Annotated in this window: 17 protein-coding genes; 3 read left to right on the top strand and 14 right to left on the bottom strand. The window is 67.9% G+C overall.

Annotated features, from left to right (window positions below; all coding sequences use genetic code 11):
• Positions 1-5: 5 nt before the first annotated feature.
• From glmM to trpB, 5 genes are all read right to left on the bottom strand, one after another.
• Positions 6-1355, bottom strand: coding sequence for a phosphoglucosamine mutase (gene glmM / locus DYQ94_RS14180; protein WP_024937989.1), 1350 nt, complete (start codon positions 1353-1355; stop codon positions 6-8).
• Positions 1356-1437: 82 nt separating this feature from the next.
• Positions 1438-2322, bottom strand: a complete 885-nt coding sequence (gene accD, locus DYQ94_RS14175; protein ID WP_046343350.1) for an acetyl-CoA carboxylase, carboxyltransferase subunit beta — start codon at positions 2320-2322, stop codon at positions 1438-1440.
• 207 nt (positions 2323-2529) lie between these two features.
• Entirely contained in the window at positions 2530-3336 is an 807-nt protein-coding gene (gene trpA, locus DYQ94_RS14170) for a tryptophan synthase subunit alpha (RefSeq protein ID WP_046343351.1), read from the bottom strand.
• A 38-nt stretch (positions 3337-3374) separates the two neighbouring features.
• On the bottom strand, positions 3375-3584 hold the full coding sequence (locus tag DYQ94_RS14165; protein ID WP_039816394.1) for a hypothetical protein: 210 nt from the start codon (positions 3582-3584) through the stop codon (positions 3375-3377).
• Complete coding sequence (trpB, locus tag DYQ94_RS14160) at positions 3584-4801, bottom strand: tryptophan synthase subunit beta (protein ID WP_039522203.1); 1218 nt, start codon at positions 4799-4801, stop codon at positions 3584-3586. Before trpB ends, DYQ94_RS14165 begins: the two co-directional genes overlap by 1 nt.
• A gap of 106 nt (positions 4802-4907) precedes the next feature.
• Here trpB and DYQ94_RS14155 point away from each other — a divergent pair, with 106 nt between their 5' ends.
• A complete protein-coding gene (locus DYQ94_RS14155; protein WP_126965964.1) occupies positions 4908-5828 on the top strand; it encodes a LysR family transcriptional regulator in 921 nt (306 codons plus the stop codon).
• Between the two features lie 147 nt (positions 5829-5975).
• Here the strand turns inward: DYQ94_RS14155 and DYQ94_RS14150 are convergent, their stop codons facing one another.
• From DYQ94_RS14150 to prmB, 9 genes are all read right to left on the bottom strand, one after another.
• Positions 5976-6644, bottom strand: coding sequence for a phosphoribosylanthranilate isomerase (locus DYQ94_RS14150; RefSeq protein WP_016903693.1), 669 nt, complete (start codon positions 6642-6644; stop codon positions 5976-5978).
• Positions 6641-7414 (bottom strand): tRNA pseudouridine(38-40) synthase TruA, encoded by a 774-nt coding sequence (truA, locus tag DYQ94_RS14145; protein ID WP_016903694.1) that lies wholly within the window; start codon positions 7412-7414, stop codon positions 6641-6643. The genes DYQ94_RS14150 and truA overlap by 4 nt, the downstream gene beginning before the upstream one ends.
• A 38-nt stretch (positions 7415-7452) precedes the next feature.
• Complete coding sequence (locus tag DYQ94_RS14140) at positions 7453-7839, bottom strand: VOC family protein (protein WP_065031771.1); 387 nt, start codon at positions 7837-7839, stop codon at positions 7453-7455.
• On the bottom strand, positions 7836-9806 hold the full coding sequence (locus tag DYQ94_RS14135; protein ID WP_485130025.1) for a motility hub landmark protein FimV: 1971 nt from the start codon (positions 9804-9806) through the stop codon (positions 7836-7838). Before DYQ94_RS14135 ends, DYQ94_RS14140 begins: the two co-directional genes overlap by 4 nt.
• A gap of 220 nt (positions 9807-10026) precedes the next feature.
• Positions 10027-11052 carry an aspartate-semialdehyde dehydrogenase gene (locus DYQ94_RS14130; RefSeq protein ID WP_039510062.1) on the bottom strand — a complete coding sequence of 342 codons (1026 nt, stop codon included), beginning with the start codon at positions 11050-11052 and terminating at the stop codon, positions 10027-10029.
• Positions 11053-11138: 86 nt separating this feature from the next.
• The gene (locus DYQ94_RS14125; protein ID WP_126965962.1) at positions 11139-12215 is read right to left on the bottom strand and encodes a 2-hydroxyacid dehydrogenase; all 1077 of its coding nucleotides are present in this window, start codon (positions 12213-12215) and stop codon (positions 11139-11141) included.
• Positions 12208-13311 carry a chorismate synthase gene (gene aroC, locus DYQ94_RS14120; protein ID WP_126965961.1) on the bottom strand — a complete coding sequence of 368 codons (1104 nt, stop codon included), beginning with the start codon at positions 13309-13311 and terminating at the stop codon, positions 12208-12210. The genes DYQ94_RS14125 and aroC overlap by 8 nt, the downstream gene beginning before the upstream one ends.
• Positions 13301-13789: a hypothetical protein gene (locus DYQ94_RS14115; protein ID WP_126965960.1), complete on the bottom strand. Its 489-nt coding sequence runs from the start codon at positions 13787-13789 to the stop codon at positions 13301-13303. The genes aroC and DYQ94_RS14115 overlap by 11 nt, the downstream gene beginning before the upstream one ends.
• Entirely contained in the window at positions 13779-14705 is a 927-nt protein-coding gene (prmB, locus tag DYQ94_RS14110) for a 50S ribosomal protein L3 N(5)-glutamine methyltransferase (protein ID WP_016903701.1), read from the bottom strand. Before prmB ends, DYQ94_RS14115 begins: the two co-directional genes overlap by 11 nt.
• Positions 14706-14785: 80 nt before the next feature.
• Between prmB and DYQ94_RS14105 the strand changes: the two genes are divergently transcribed.
• Together DYQ94_RS14105 and asd are read left to right on the top strand one after the other, a co-directional pair.
• Complete coding sequence (locus DYQ94_RS14105; RefSeq protein ID WP_054592520.1) at positions 14786-15436, top strand: SCO family protein; 651 nt, start codon at positions 14786-14788, stop codon at positions 15434-15436.
• Positions 15433-16281, top strand: coding sequence for an archaetidylserine decarboxylase (gene asd, locus DYQ94_RS14100; protein ID WP_047130712.1), 849 nt, complete (start codon positions 15433-15435; stop codon positions 16279-16281). The genes DYQ94_RS14105 and asd overlap by 4 nt, the downstream gene beginning before the upstream one ends.
• Positions 16282-16850 lie beyond the last annotated feature (569 nt).

Below are 16850 nucleotides of genomic sequence, written 5' to 3'. Positions count from 1 at the left end.
GCGACTCACGCCGCGTCACGCACGGCTCCGGAAAGACGGTCGAGCGTGTCCTGCATCAGGCCGGCGTCGTCGGCTTCCACGGTCACGCGCACCACCGGCTCGGTACCGGACGGACGCAGGAACGCGCGCCCACGGCCCTGCACGGCGGCCTGCGCCTGCTGCAGCGCCTGCTGCACGCCGGCGGCCTCCACGATCGCCTTGGCCGCCCCGCCTCCCAGCCGCACATTGACGGTCTTCTGCGGCACCTTGCTCAGGCTGCCCAGGGCCTCGCGCAGACTCTGCCCGTCGCGCCCCAGTGCCTCGAGCACCTGTAGCGCACTGACGATGCCATCGCCGGTGGTGGCGCGATCCAGGCACAGCAGGTGGCCGGAGGTTTCGCCGCCCAGCGTGCCGCCGCCCTCGACCAGGGCCTGGTGCACGTAGCGGTCGCCGACCTTGGCGCGCTGGAACGGGATGTGCAATGCGGCCAGCGCCTGTTCCAGACCGTAGTTGGTCATCAAGGTGCCGACCACGGTGCCGGTGAGCCGGCCGCTGGCCTGCCAGGAGCGCGCGAGCACGTAGAGCAGATCGTCGCCATCGACCGGGTTGCCCTGGTCGTCGGCCATCAGCACGCGGTCGCCATCGCCATCGAAGGCGATGCCGAGCTGCGCACCGCTCTCGCGCACCTTGGCGGCGAGGTTGTCGATATGGGTGGAGCCGACACCGGCATTGATATTGAGCCCGTCCGGTGCGGCACCGATGACGACCACGTCCGCACCCAGCTCGCGGAACAGCATCGGCGCGATGTGATAGGTCGCGCCATGCGCGCAGTCCAGCACCATCTTCAGGCCGTGCAGGGTGAACCCGCGCGCCACGCTGGCCTTGCAGAATTCGATGTAACGGCCGATCGCATCGCGGGTGCGGATCGCCTTGCCCAGGCGCTCCGATTCCACGGTGTGGAACGGCTCGTCCAGCGCGGCCTCGATCGCCGCTTCGGTGGCGTCGTCGAGCTTCTCGCCTTCGGCAGAAAAGAACTTGATGCCGTTGTCGTAATGCGGGTTGTGCGAGGCGCTGATCACCACGCCGGCGTCGGCGCGCAGAGTGTTGGTCAGGAAGGCGATGGCCGGGGTCGGCATCGGGCCGATCAGCTGCACGTCGGCGCCGGCGGCGACCAGGCCGGCTTCCAACGCGGCTTCGAACATGTAGCCGGAAATCCGGGTGTCCTTGCCGATCAGCACCAGCGGGCGCTTGCTGCGGCCCTGGGTGAGCACCCGACCGAGCGCATTGCCCAGCCGCAGCACGAAATCGGCCGAGATCACGCCCTGCCCGACCCGACCGCGGATGCCGTCGGTTCCAAAATACTTGCGACTGCTCATGCGTTACGGTGTTCCTGCCTACGGGTGGACGCACGCGCAGCGGCGCGTGCGACGGTGTCGCGCATGCGCGCAACCACTGGCCTCATGCGGCCGCGTCCTGCGGATGCGGCTGGCGCATCATCATCGCGGTCAGATCGGCGATGCGGTCGCGCATGTCGCGGCGGTCGCAGATCTGGTCGATGGCACCGTGGTCGAGCAGGAACTCCGAACGCTGGAAGCCTTCCGGCAGGGTCTCGCGCACGGTCTGCTCGATCACGCGCGGGCCGGCGAAGCCGATCAGGGCATGCGGCTCGGCGATATTGATATCGCCCAGCATCGCGAACGAGGCCGACACGCCACCGGTGGTGGGATGGGTCAGCACCGAGATGTACGGCAGGCCGGCTTCGCGCAGGCGACCGAGCGCGGCGGAGGTCTTGGCCATCTGCATCAGCGAGAACAGGCCCTCCTGCATGCGCGCCCCGCCGCTGGCGGAAAAGCACACGAACGGGCAGCCGACTTCCAGCGCCACTTCGGCCGCGCGTGCGAAGCGCTCGCCGACCACCGAGCCCATCGAGCCGCCCATGAAGGCGAAGTCGAAGGCGGCGGCGACCAGCGGATTGCCCTTGAGCGTGCCGCGCATGGCGATCAGTGCGTCGTACTCGCCGCTGCTCTTCTGGCTGGCCTTGATGCGCTCGCCGTACCGCTTCTGGTCCTTGAACTTGAGTACGTCGACCGGGCCCAGCTGGGCGGCGATCTCGGTGGTCGCGGTGTCGGGATCGAACAGCGAGTTCAGGCGCGCGCGCGCGCGGATCGCCATATGGTGGTCGCACTTGGGACAGACCTCGAGGTTCTCCTCGAGTTCGGGGCCGTACAGCGCGCTGCCGCAGTTGCTGCACTTCTCCCACAGGCCCTCGGGGACGCTGCGCTTCTTGGCCGGGGTGTTCTCGGTGCGGATGCCCGAGGGCATCAATTTGCTGAGCCAGCTCATGCGTGTATGACAATCCATGCAGGGCGGCCATGTGGGCCGCAGAGGGGCGACAGTCTAACGCGCCGCGGGAAAGCCGAGGTAGCGCGGAGGCTAAATGCGGGGCCGGCATGGCCCGGCCAGCGCCTGCCGCGCCGGCGCTTGAAGGCAGGCGTGCCAGATGGCGCGCAGGCCGCGCCGTCTCCCCCGGAGCAGAGGGCGGCGTTGGCTTCAGGCCTGGTCGAGCGCCTGGCGCAGTGGGGCCAGGAAGGCTTCGGCGCGTTCGCGGGCGCTGCGGACGTCAGTGGCTTCGGCCAGCGCAGCGACCAGGGCGCTACCGACCACCACACCTTCGGCGTCGACGGCCATCGCGGCGGCGCTGGCGGCGTCCTTGATGCCGAAGCCGGCCACCACCGGAGCGCCGGCACGCCGACGCAGCTGGCGCAGGCGGTCGCTGGCGGCATGGGTGTCGAGCAGATTCGAGGCGCCGGTGACGCCGGCGAAGCTGACGTAGTAGAGATAGCCCTGGGCGCTGCTGCACAACATGTCCAGACGCTGCTCGCTGGTGGTCGGCGAGGCCAGCGCGATCAGGGCCAGGCCGACCTCGGTGAAGATGGTGCGGGTCTCGGCCGCTTCTTCGGGCGGCAGATCGACCAGGAGCAGGCCATCCACACCCGCAGCGACGGCGGCTTCGGCGAAGCGACGGGTGCCGTGGATCTCGATCGGGTTGAGGTAGCCCATCAACACCACCGGCGTGGCGGCGTCTTCGCGACGGAATTCGTGCACCGCCTCCAGCACGTAGGCAAGGCCGGCACCACGGCCCAGCGCGCGCTCGGAGCTGCGCTGGATGGTGGGGCCGTCGGCCATCGGGTCGGAGAACGGCACGCCCAGCTCGATGACGTCGGCACCGGCACGTACCAGCGCGTGCATGACCGGTACGGTGGCTTCCAGCGACGGGTCGCCGGCGGTGATGAAGGGGATGAGCGCCTTGCGGCCATCGGCGCGCAGGCGCTGGAAGGTTTCGTCGATACGACGCATTGAAAGACCTTGCAAAAGTTAGAGGCGGTACAACCGCTTCAATGGATGTCCTGGTACATGGCAGGCGGCAGTTCGGCCAATGCCTGGGCCTCGACCTCGAGGTCGAAACTGTCCAGGCAGCAGCCGCAGCCGCTGTTTTCCGAGCAGCTGCGGATCTGCGGCGCCCAGCGGTCGAGCCAGGCGAACAGCAGCTCCTGCTCGCCCGGTTGGTCGGCCAGCGCGGTCACGGTGACGCGCCGCAGTGGCATCAGACCTGCACGCCTTCGCGCGCAGCGATGGTGTGCACGTCCTTGTCGCCGCGGCCGGACAGGTTGCACAGGATCAACGCGTCCTTGGGCATCTCGCGCGCGAGCTTGATCGACTGCGCCACCGCGTGGCTGGATTCGAGCGCGGCCAGGATGCCTTCGGTATGCGCCAGCAGATGGAAGGCGGCCATCGCTTCGTCGTCGGTGATGCCCTGATAGACCGCGCGGCCGCTGTCGGACAGGAACGAATGCTCCGGGCCCACGCCCGGGTAATCCAGCCCAGCGGAGATCGAATGGGTTTCGGTGATCTGGCCGTCGTCGTCGCAGATCACATAGGTGCGGTTGCCATGCAGCACACCGGGGCGCCCGGCCGCGATCGACGCCGCATGACGGCCGCTGGCGATGCCGTCGCCGGCCGCTTCGGCGCCATAGATCTTGACGCCCGGGTCGTTGAGGAAGGCATGGAACAGGCCGATCGCATTGCTGCCGCCGCCGACGCAGGCGCTGATCGCATCCGGCAGGCGGCCGAAGTCTTCCAGCATCTGCACGCGCGCTTCGCGGCCGACAATCGCATTGAAGTCACGCACCATGCGCGGATACGGATCCGGGCCGGCCACGGTGCCGATGATGTAGAAGGTGTCCTGCACGTTGGTGACCCAGTCGCGCATCGCCTCGTTGAGCGCGTCCTTGAGCGTGGCCGAGCCGGAGGTCACCGGGATCACCGTGGCGCCGAGCAACTTCATGCGGTAGACGTTGATCTTCTGCCGCTCGATGTCGGTGGCACCCATGTAGACCACGCACTCCAGGCCTAGCCGCGCGGCGACCGTGGCACTGGCCACGCCATGCTGGCCGGCGCCGGTCTCGGCGATGATGCGGGTCTTGCCCATGCGGCTGGCCAGCAGGGCCTGGCCGATGGTGTTGTTGATCTTGTGCGCGCCGGTATGGTTCAGGTCCTCGCGCTTGAGCAGGATCTGCGCGCCGCCCACTTCGCGACTCAGGCGCTCGGCGTGGTAGATCGGGCTGGGCCGGCCGACGTAATGCTTGAGATCCTTGTCGTACTCGGCGATGAAGGCCGGATCCTGGCGCGCCTGGTCGTAGGCGGCAGCCAGTTCCTGTAACGGGCCGATCAAGGTCTCGGCAACGAACCGGCCACCGAACTTGCCGAAATGGCCGGCAGCGTCCGGATAGGCGTGAAAGTCACTGATGGGCTGGGCCGACATGGGAATCCTCTGCAGCGATGCGGTCATACAAGAAGCATTACTGTAGCGCAGCCACGGCGCGCGATAAATCGATAAGATTGCCGCAACCTGTGACCTGGACTCACATATGAGCACCCTGCTTCCCCCGCTTGCAGCGCTGCGCGCGTTCGAATCCGCCGCGCGTCTGCAGAGCGTCAGCCGGGCCGCGCAGGAGTTGCACGTGACCCATGGCGCCATCAGCCGGCACGTGCGCTCGCTGGAACAGGCCCTGGGCGCGGCGCTGTTCACCCGCCAGGGTCGTGGCCTTGTGCTGACTCCTGCCGGCGTCCGGCTGCGTGATGCGACCGGCGAGGGCTTTGCGCTGATCGGCGACACCTGGGCGGCGTTGCGGCGCCCGAGCAGCGAGGCGCCGCTGGTGCTGGGCTGCTCGGGCAGTCTGCTCGCGCGCTGGGTCATCCCGCGGCTGGGCCGGCTGCAGCGGGATCTGCCGCAGGTGCGCCTGCACCTGTCGGCCAACGAGCAGGCGCCCGGCCCGGACCTGGACGGCCTGGATGCGGCACTGCTGCTGGACATCCCGCCCTGGCCGGGCGACTGGCAGGTGCACGAGCTAGGGGTGGAGTGGATCGGTCCGGTGCTGAGTCCGCAGCTGGCATCGGCGACGCAGCTGGCTGGCAAAGTGCCCGCCGCCCTGCTCGATCACGCCTTGCTGCATACCCGCTCGCGCCCGCAGGCCTGGCCGGAATGGGCGCAAAGCCACGGCGTGGCAGCCGAAGCGCTGCGCTTCGGCACCGAATTCGAACATCTGGTCTACCTGCTGGAAGCCGCCGCCGCCGGCCTGGGCGTGGCGATCGCACCGCAACCGCTGGTTGCCGCGGACCTGGCCGCCGGACGCCTGCTGGCGCCCTGGGGCTTCACGCCAACCCGCGGCCGCTGGGTACTGTGCGCCGCAAGGCGCAACCCGGATCCACGCATCGACCAGCTTGCCGGCTGGTTACGTAGCGCGCTTTCAGAAGATCAGCAGCGCACCACGGATGCCGCAGGCGTCTGATTGGAACGCTCAGTGATCGGAGAGACTACGACCAAGCAATCAATCATCGGAGGACACGAAAAATCTAGGGCAATTAAAACAACGAAGCAGACTGCCTACTCCGATTCCCCAATCCCCAATCCCGATTCTCGAATCCCGATTCCCAACTCACCCCATCTCGTGACAATCGGCCCGGCGCACTTCTTCGACGAACTTGCGCATCATGTGGCCGTCCTTGATGCCGGGCGCCAGCTCCACGCCGCTGGACACGTCCACACCCCATGGCAGCGTTGCCACGATCGCATCGAACACATTGTCGGCGGTGATGCCGCCGGCCAGCAGAAACGGGCGATGCAGGCCGGTCGGCAGGCGCGACCAATCGAAGGTCTTGCCGGTACCGCCGCCTGCGCCGGGCGCATGGCTGTCGAACAGGAAACCGGCGGTATTGGGGAAGGCGAGCTGCAAGGTTCGCGCGTTGGCGTCCTCGCCATTCATCCCGCCGCTGCCCATCGGCACCGCCTTCAGATACGGCAGGTTGAAGCTGCGGCAGAACGCGTCGTCTTCCTCGCCATGGAACTGCAGCAAGGTCGGACGTACGGTGCGCACCACTTCGCGTACTTCTTCCTTGGAATTATTGCGGAACAGCGCCACCACATCGACCATCGGCGCAGTGGCCTGGCGCATTGCGCGCGCCTCGGCCGGCGCCACGCGGCGCGGGCTGCCATGCGCAAAGATGAAACCTACCGCGTCCACACCCAGCTCGCCGGCCAGTCGAATATCACCGGCGCGAGTCATGCCACAGAACTTGATACGGGTGCGGTACAGCGATCGATTCATTGGGTTACCTCAGCGGGCAGATGCCACTCTGCGGGATACAGCGGCCCGACGAAGACCAGGCCTTGTGGCGGCGCTGTCGGCCCGGCCACCGTACGGTCGCGGCCGGCCAGCAACGTCGCGATCCAGTCGCCCGGTTGTTCCCCGGTTCCGATCAGGATCAGCGAGCCAACAATATTCCGCACCATGTGATGAAGGAATGCATTGGCCTGGACCTGCACCTCCACCACCTCGCCGATGCGTTGCACGCTGATGGCCTGCAGGTTGCGGCGTGCATGCAGGGCCTGGCACTGCACACTGCGAAATGCGCTGAAGTCGTTCTCACCCAACAAGGCCTGCGCGGCTGCGTGCATGGCATCGGCATCCAGCGGGCGCCGTTCCCAGCTCAAGGTCTGGCGATACAGCGCCGGGCGTATCTGCCGATTCAGCAGGCGATACCGGTAGCGGCGTGCGCGTGCGGAAAACCGCGCATGGAAGTCGGCGGCGGCCGGCACGCACCAGCGCACCGCGATCGAGGGCGGCAGGCGCGCGGTGGTGCCCAGCATCCAGCCACGCGGCTCGCGGCGCGCATCGCTGTCGAAATGCACCACCTGGCATTCGCCGTGCACGCCGGCATCGGTGCGGCCCGCGCACACCACCTGCACCGGGGCATCGGCCACCGAGGACAGCGCCGCCTGCAGGCTGGCCTGTACGCTCGGCCCGCCATGTTCCCCCAACTGCTGCCAGCCCTGAAACTCGCTGCCGTCGTACTCCACGCCCAGCGCGTAACGCATCGGAACCTGCCTGTTATCGAATCGATGGAGCGCGCGGACTAGCCGACCGTGCGCTCGGACCACACTGCCAGCGTGTTACCGCCCGGCTCGCGAAAATGAAAGCGGCTGCCGCCGGGAAAGCCGAACACCGGCTTGACGATCTCGCCACCGGCCGCGCGAACGCGCTCGGCCATGGGCTCCAGCGCGTCGGCATACAGCACGACCAATGGGCCAGCGTCTGCCGGCGCTACCGCGGTGGCGCGATAGAAACCGCCGTCCAGACGACCGTCGTTGAAGGCCAGATAATCCGGGCCATAGGCCTGAAACTGCCAGCCGAACACGGCTTCGAAAAAGGCGCGGCTGGCCTCCAGATCGAGCGAGGCGAATTCCACGTAATCGATGCGGCGCTCGCGCGCGGCGGCCATGCTGTCCAGCGCCGGGCTCATGCCAGGCGTTCCAGCAGTTCGGCGGCCTCGGCGCGGCTGGCCTCGTCGCCGGTTGCCGCGACTTCCAGCAACAGGCCGCGTGCGGTGTCCGTGTCACCAAGGTCCATGTAGGCCACGGCCAGCTCCAGACGATCGCGCCCTGCCGAGACGAACTCCCTGCTGTTCACCGCGCTGGGCGCAGCGGCCGGCGCGATGGGGGCCGGATCGACATCCAGGCGGTCCTGCGTGGCGACCGACGCGGACGGCATGCCCGGCGCCAGATCATTGCTGGCATGCGCAACGTCACCGTACGGCAGCGGGCCGTCTTCCGGCTGCGCGTGCGCGGACCTCGGCGGCTCCGGCACCGCGTCCTCGGGCGCGACGAACGCCGGCTGCTCTACCGGAGGGGCTGGCGGCGTTGCGCGCAGCGAGCGCCAGTCATCGCTGGTGACCACCGGCGGCGCGGCGGCAGGCTCGGACAACAGCGGCTCACGGCGCAGCACATCGGACAGCGGTTGCTGCGTCTGCTGGGCGCGTTCTTCTTCGCGCAGATCGGCTTGTTCGAATTCGGGGTCGTGCAGCACATCGTGCTCGCTGGGCACGGTGGCCTGCGTATCGTCCTGCGGTTCGGCGGCGTCTGCCGCGGCACCGACCGGCACGAAATCGAACTGACGCCGCGGCAACGGCGGCAGCGGCGAGGGTTTGCGCCGGCGCGCCGCCAGCCAGGCGACGACCGCCGCGACGATCAACACCAGGCCACCGATCAGCCACAGCGGGAACCCGCTGCCCTGCTGTGCCGCAGCCGGCGTTTCCGACAGGCGCTTCTGCGCGGCCGCCAGGTCGGTGTCCTTCATGGCGATCAAGGCTTGCTGTTGCTGCTTGAGCTTTTCCAGATCGGCCACGCGGGTGCGCAGATCCTGCAATTCCGCATCGCGGGTGGCGATGTCTTCCCTGGCCTGTTGTAACTGTTGGTTGGCCGCCATGTCGCCCTCGCCTTCGGCACTGGTGCCGGACGTGGCGCCGGCGGTGTTGGTCTGACTCGCCACTGCAGGGGCGATCTCGAGCCGCGCGCCGGCACCTGCCGAGGCCGCCGCTGCGGCAGGCGCGGGTGTTGCGGCCGCAGCGCCGGCCTCGGCCGGCTGCGGAACCGCCGAGCGCGCCTGACGCCACTGCGCGGCCTGCTCGCGCACCATCACCGCCGCTTCGGCGGCGCCGACCTGCGCCAGCGCATCCTCCTGCGGGGTGCGCAGCACTGCGCCCTGCTTCAATCGATTGATGTTGCCGCCGATGAAGGCGTCCGGGTTGGTACGCAGCAGCGCCAGCATGGTCTGGTCGAGCGAATGCCCGCTGGAACGGGCCACTGCGGCAGCGATCTCCGACAAGGTCTGGCCCGAGCGCACCGCCGGCAACGCATCGCCGGCCGGCACCGGCGCGGCAGCACGCGTGCTGGAACGTGCGCCAGGCGCCGCCGCGTCGGCGGCCTGTCCGGCGCGCTCGGCAGCGGCTGCGGACGCGGCGGCCGGTGCGCGTGCGATGGCATTGCTGGCCCCGGCGCGCGGCGCCTCGATGCCTGGCTCGGCGATCGCCGCGGCGGTGTTGGGCGCATCGACTAATGCGGAATACTCGCGCACCAGCCGGCCCTGGCCCCACTCCACCTCGATCAGGAAGTTGATCGCCGGCTGCTCCACTGCCTGGCTGCTGGTCACGCGGATCACCGCACGCCCGCGCGCGTCCTGCGCGAACTGGAACTGCAGGTTGCTGACCAGACCCTGCGGGCGTTCCAGACCGACCCGTGCAAACGTGGTGGCCGATGCCAGCGCCACGCGTGCGTTGTCGAGTTCGCCCGGCTCATTGGAGATGACCGGAATCTCGGCCACCAACGGCTGCCCGGGCCTGGACAGCACCCGGATATCGCCCAAGCCCAACGCCATGGCAGCGCCGCTGCAGGCCATCAGCAGCAGCGCACCTATCCCTTGTATCGGACGCATCGCGCCCCCGCCCCTATGTTTCATGGGCATCAATATAGCCGCTGCATGAGCGAAAAAGTCGGCGACCCGACGCAGAGCGCAGATGCCGCCGCGATGCCGCGATGCGACATGCATGCTGCAGCTCATCGGCAGCGCATTGGTAGGAGCGCGCCTGAGCGCGATGAGGCTTCACTGGGAGAGCTTCATCGCGCGCCAGCGCGCTCCTACGGGACTACGGCGATCAGCCTTCCTGTGCGACCAGCTCGGCCAGCTGCACGGCATTGAGCGCGGCGCCCTTGCGGATGTTGTCCGAGACGATCCACAGATTCAGGCCGCGCGGATGCGACAGGTCCTCACGGATACGGCCGACGAACACCGCGTCCTTGCCGGAGGCATGCGTGACCGGCGTCGGGTAGCCGCCAGGCTTGCGCTCGTCCACCACTTCCACGCCGGGCGATGCGGCCAGCAGCGCGCGCGCGTCTTCGACGCTGATCTTGTCGCGGGTTTCGATCGCCACCGCTTCGGAGTGACCGTAGAACACCGGCACGCGCACCGCGGTGGGATTCACCTGGATGGAGTCGTCGCCCAGGATCTTGCGCGTCTCCCAGACCAGCTTCATCTCTTCCTTGGTGTAGCCGTTGTCCTGGAAGTCGTCGATGTGCGGAATCAGGTTGAAGGCGATCTGCACCGGGAAACGCTGCGGGTCGATCTGCTGGAAGCTCAGCAGCTCGCTGGTCTGCTTGCCCAGCTCTTCCATCGCCGAACGCCCGCCGCCGGAGACCGACTGGTAGGTCGCCACATTGATGCGCTCGATGCCGTACTTGCGGTGGATCGGGCCGAGCGCGACCAGCATCTGCATGGTCGAGCAATTGGGGTTGGCGACGATGCCGCGCGGGCGCTGCTTCAGCGCTTCGGGGTTGACCTCCGACACCACCAGCGGCACGTCGTCGTCGTAGCGGAACGCGGAGGAATTATCGATCACCACCGCGCCGGCGGCGGCGAACTTGGGGCCGTACTCCTTGGACACGCTGCCGCCTGCGGAGAACAGCGCGATGTCCACGCCGGTGGGATCGAAGTCGGCCAGGTCCAGCACATCGACCTTGCCGCCATTGAACTCCACCTGCCCGCCGGCCGAGCGCGCCGAGGCCAGCGCGTACAGGGTGGCGACCGGGAAGTTGCGCTCGGCCAGGATGCTCAGCATGGTCTCGCCGACAGCGCCGGTGGCGCCCACGACCGCGACGTTGAAACGACGGTTTTCGTTGCTCATGAGATTGTCTTTATCGAATAAGGAAAGTGGGGAATACGCTTGCGCAGTGGGTTCGGGGAACCTCCAAAGCTGGCCGCGGAGGTTCCCTATCGTTTGGTCGTGACGGTTTTGCCGGTGCCGGTGCTGGTCGCTTCGCCAGCGCGCGCGCCGCCCTGTTTGGCAGCAGCCACCGCATCAGCATTCAGCGCGCTCGGCGGGTGGCCGGCATTGGCGCCTTTGCCCAGCGCGGCAATCAGGTTGTCCACCGCCAGCTGCACCATCGCGCGGCGCGTGGCCAGGCTGGCGCTGCCGATATGCGGGGTGAGTACGACGTTGCGCAGAGCCAGCAGCTCGGGACGGACGGCCGGCTCGCCTTCGTAGACATCCAGGCCGGCACCGGCCAGGCGCCCATTGGCGAGCGCATCGGCCAGCGCGCTTTCATCGACCAGGCCGCCGCGCGCGATATTCACCAGCGTGGCGGTGGGGCGCATCTTGCCCAGCGCCGCGGCATCGATGATGTGGTGCGAGTCCTTGGTGTAGGGCAGCACCAGCACCAGGTGATCGGACTGCGCCAGTAACGTATCGAGGTCCACGTACTGCGCGCCGAGCGCCTGTTCGGTGGTGGCCGGCAGCTGGCTACGGTTGTGGTACAGCACGCGCATGCCGAAGCCATGCGCGCCGCGGCGGGCGATGCCCTGCCCGATCCGGCCCATGCCCAGGATGCCCAGCGTGCTGCCGTGGAGATCAGCACCGAGCATGGTCTTGAACGACCACTGCCCCCACTGCCCGTCGCGCAGCCAGCGCTCGGCTTCGGTGATGCGGCGCGCGGTGGCCATCAACAAGGCAAAGCCGAGATCGGCGGTGGTCTCGGTCAGTACATCCGGGGTGTTGCTGGCCAGGATGCCGGCTGCGCTGAGCGCATCCAGATCCAGGTTGTTGTAGCCCACGCCGACGTTGGCGATCGCGCGCAGTTGCGGTGCAGAGGCGATTTCCGCCGCGCCGATACGCTCGTTGAGGGTGATCAGCGCACCGTCCAGCGATGCCAGCCGCGCAGCCAGCTCGGCCGGCGAATACGCGGTGACGCGCGCGGTGGTGGTCAGCTCGAAATGCTCGCCCAACTGCGCGACGACATCGTCGAACAGCGGCTGGCTGACCCACACCTTGGCGCGGGGCGACTCAGACATCGGCCTGACCGGGAATGCGTGGCGTCACCTCGCCGACATCGCCGCACTGGGCGCGATGACGCAAGGCCTGGTCCATCAACACCAGCGCCATCATCGCCTCGGCGATCGGGGTGGCGCGGATACCGACGCAGGGGTCGTGGCGGCCGGTGGTGATCACATCGACCACCGCGCCGTCCGCGTCCACGGTCGCGCCGGGCAGGCGCAGGCTGGAGGTCGGCTTGAGCACCATCGAGGCGGTGATCGCCTGGCCGGTGGAAATCCCGCCCAGGATGCCGCCGGCATGATTGCTGAGAAAGCCTTCCGGGGTGATCAGGTCGCGGTGTTCGGTGCCCTTCTGCGCGGCGCTGGCGAAACCGTCGCCGATCTCCACGCCCTTGACCGCATTGATGCTCATCAAGGCCGCGGCAAGTTCGGCATCGAGCTTGCCGTAGATCGGCTCGCCCCAGCCCGCCGGCACGCCACCGGCCACCACGTCCACGCGCGCGCCGACCGAGTCGCCGGACTTGCGCAGCGCGTCCATGTAGGTTTCCAGCTCCGGCACCTGCTCGGCATGCGGCCAGAAAAACGGGTTGTCCTCGACCGCATTCCAGTCGAAACCGGTCGGGCGGATCTCGCCCAGCTGCGATAGAAATCCGCGCACCAGCACGCCGTAGCGCTGCTTGAGCCACTTCTTGGCGATCACCCCGGCGGCCACACGCATGGTGGTCTCGCGCGCGGACGAACGCCCGCCGCCGCGCGGATCGCGGATGCCGTACTTGTGCCAATAGGTGTAGTCGGCGTGCCCGGGACGGAACTGCTGGGCGATGTTGCTGTAGTCCTTGCTCCGCTGATCGGTGTTGCGGATCAGCAGGCCGATCGGCGTGCCGGTGGTCCGGCCTTCGTAGACGCCGGACAGGATCTCGATCTCGTCGGCTTCGCGGCGCGCCGAGGTATGCCGGCTCTTACCGGATGCACGCCGCTGCAGATCGTGGGTGAATTCTTCCGGCGCGATCTCCAGGCCCGGCGGGCAACCGTCGACCACGCAGCCGATCGCCGGCCCGTGCGACTCGCCGAAGGTGGTGACCGTCAACAGGCGGCCGAAACTGTTACTGCCCATGACGGCATCCTCTCAACATTGCAGCAGGTGGCGTGGCGCGCAGGATGCGCGGCAGGTGACGTGCCGCCACCAGCATCGGTGCCACCGCCAACAGGCCGCTGAACACCAGCGCAAAGACATCCAGCTTAATGCGCCCACTCAGCAGCCAATCGGCGAGCAGGTGCAGCGCAACGCCAGTTCCGACCAGCAGGCCGAGTGCCACAATGAGCGTGCGGCGCCGATGCGCACGCAAGGCCGCATCCGAACTGACCACCACGATCCACGCCGACACCAGGCCGAAAAACGCCATCAGGCCGAAGCCGATCTCCGCCCCCGCCCTAAACAAGCGCTGTGGCAAGGGACCGCCGTACATCGGGTCGAACAGGCGGTACACCACGTCGATCAAACCGAGCGGAATGCCGACGCCGAAGATGGACACCGGCACCAGCAACAGCAGATCGCTCAGCTGCGGCCGCGCGATGGACGATTCAGCGCGCACTGGCCAGCTCGGCGATGCGCGCGCCGTGCGCGATCAACTCGCGGCATTCGACCGCGAAGATGCCCATCTGCCCCACCTTGAACTCGACCCAGGCCAGATCCACTTCCGGCAACAGCTTGATCAAGTGCTGCTCGGACTCGCCCACTTCGCAGATCAGCAGACCGTCTTCGCTGAGGTGCTGCGGCGCATCGCGCAGGATCTTCAGCACCAGATCCAGGCCGTCGTCGCCCGCACGCAGACCCAGCTCCGGCTCGTAGGAATACTCCTGCGGCAGCGCGTCGGTTTCGTCGTTGGTGACATACGGCGGATTGGTGACGATCAGGTCGTACTGGCGGCCACCCAGCCCGGCGAACAGGTCCGACTTGAGCAGGGTGACATTGTCGGCATGCAGGCGCGCCTTGTTTTCGGCGGCCAGTGCCAGCGCGTCGTCGCTGATGTCCACGCCGTCCACGTCCCACTGCGGGTTGTAGTGGCCCATGGCGATCGCGATGCAGCCCGAACCGGTGCACAGGTCCAGCGCGCGGGTGACTTCGCGTCCGCCCAGCCAGGGTTCGAAGCCGGCCTCGATCAGCTCGGCGATCGGCGACCGCGGCACCAGCGCACGCGCATCGCTCTTGAAGCTCAGCCCGGCGAACCAGGCCTCGCCGGTCAGGTACGCCGCCGGCACGCGCTCGTTGATGCGGCGCTCGAACAGGCCCAGCACCTGCTCCTTTTCCGAGCGCAGCAGGCGCGCCTGGCCATAGGCCGGGCCCAGATCGTGCGGCAGATGCAGGCTGTGCAGGACCAGCTGGGTGGCCTCGTCCAGCGCATTGTCGTAGCTATGGCCGAAGGTCAGACCGGCTGCATTGAAACGGCTGGTGCCGTAGCGGATCAGGTCGATGATGGTGTGCAGTTCGTCGGCCGCGGCGGCAGTCATGGCAACAACTAAAGAGGAATCGGCCCACGATTATAGAGGTCGGATCGGTATCATGAGCGTCCGTTGCACTGGAAACCGCCATGTTCAATCGCAATACCGGCATCGTGCTGCTGGTGGCGCTGGCCGCCGGCCTGGGGCTGTTGCTGGGCCAGAAGTTTCTTGGCGCCGCGCCCAGCTCGCCCTGGCCGCCCACCCGCACCATCACCTTTTATCCGCAGCCACGCACGCTGCCGCAGTTCAGCCTGCGCCAGTCCGATGGCACCCAGCTGGTACCCGGTGAGCTGCAGGGACATTGGACGCTGGTGTTCCTGGGCTTCACCTTCTGCCCGGACGTCTGCCCGACCACGCTGACCGATCTGGCGGTGGCGCAGCAGCAGTGGGAAAGCATCCCCGATGGCCTGCGCCCGCGCGTGCTGTTCGTGTCGGTAGACCCGCAGCGCGACCCGCCGGCGCGCCTGGGCGAATATGCGCATGCCTTCCACAAGGACACCCTGGCCGCCACCGCCGAGGTGCCGGCGCTGCAGCGCTTCGCCACCGCGCTGGGCTTCGTGTTCCAGAAAGTGCCGGGCAAGGGCTTTGCGGACAATCCCAACGACTACAGCATGGATCACTCGGCCGGCATCGCCGTACTCGACCCGCAGGGCCGCCTGGCCGGGCTGATCCGTCCCCCGCTCGACCCCAAGGCGATCGCCGCCGACCTCCAGCAACTGACCAAGGTAACCGCTCCGTGAGTCTCGTCACTTCCCTGACCTACGTGCTGCCGCACCGGTTGCTGTCCTCGCTGGCGCGTGCGCTGGCCTATTCCGATACGCCGTCCACCAAGCAGTGGTTGATCGACACGGTCACGCGCAAGTTCGGCGTGGACCTGGGCGAGGCACTGGAACCGGACCCGCGCGCCTATCCCACCTTCAATGCATTCTTCACCCGCGCCTTGAAGCCGGGCGCACGCGTGCCCGACGCCGATCCTGCGGCGCTGCTGATGCCCGCCGACGGGCGCATCAGCCAGCTCGGCCCGATCGAGAACGGCCGCATTTTCCAGGCCAAGGGGCAGTCGTTCACTGCCGCCGAATTGCTCGGCGACGCCGAAGCGGCGTTGCCGTTCAACGACGGCCTGTTCGCCACCGTCTACCTCTCGCCCAAGGACTACCACCGCGTGCATATGCCGTGGACCGGCACCCTGCGCGAGACTGTGCACGTACCCGGCCGCTTGTTCAGCGTCGGCCCGGATGCGGTGCGCAATGTGCCGCGGCTGTTCGCACGCAACGAGCGCCTGGTCTGCCACTTCGACACCGACTTCGGCCCGATGGTCTCGGTGATGGTGGGTGCGCTGCTGGTGTCGGGCGTGGAAACGGTGTGGAGCGGCGTGGAGATCCCGCGCTACGGCGACCGCATCACGCGCAAGGACTATCGCGGCAAGGGCATCGTGCTGGAGAAGTTTGCGGAGATGGCGCGCTTCAATTACGGCTCGACCGTGATCGTGCTGCTGCCGCCCGGTGTCGCAAAGCTCGATGGCGGACTTGCCGCGGAGACATCGGTGCGCCTGGGACAGGCGCTCGCCCGTCGCCAGGTGGGCTGATCACCGCCGCGCGCCTGCGCTGTTCGCTTCGGTAATGCAACAGCGACGCCCTCGTAGCAGCGGGCCTGACCGCGACAGGCCTTCTCGACGACGTTCAATGCGCAGGCGCATGTCGCACCCCCAGTCTTCGATGTAGAGCGTTCTCGCCTGCGTTGGAACTACCCGGACTGGTTCGTCGCGGCCAGGTCCGCTCCTACCACGGCGCAGCCCGGCGCAGTGCCCCGATGCGGTACGCCTGCCTGCGCTGGCCGACGATCTCCGCTGATCAATTCGATGGCCTACTCCGATGCAGGAGCATGGGTCTGCGACGAAAACGCCGCCGCGACGGTGTCATCGCCGCCAGACCAGCTCGCTACAAGACCGATGCCCAGTCAGGCTTCCAACAAGACGATGCGGGTGTAGGAGCGGGCCCGACCGCGACGTGGCATGCGCAGTGAGGCTGGGGGCGCTTGGGCCTTTCTGACTCCAGCCCCGATTCGGAACTGCCTTGCCTGTGCCGGAACTACCCGGACTGCTTCGTCGCGGCCAGGTCCGCTCCTACGGGGCGGCCTACCGCTTCTAACGGAGCG

Origin of the sequence: Xanthomonas sp. LMG 8993 (assembly GCF_009835065.2) — a bacterium.
GTDB lineage: Bacteria > Pseudomonadota > Gammaproteobacteria > Xanthomonadales > Xanthomonadaceae > Xanthomonas > Xanthomonas arboricola.
This window is presented reverse-complemented; position numbering and strand designations above follow the sequence as displayed.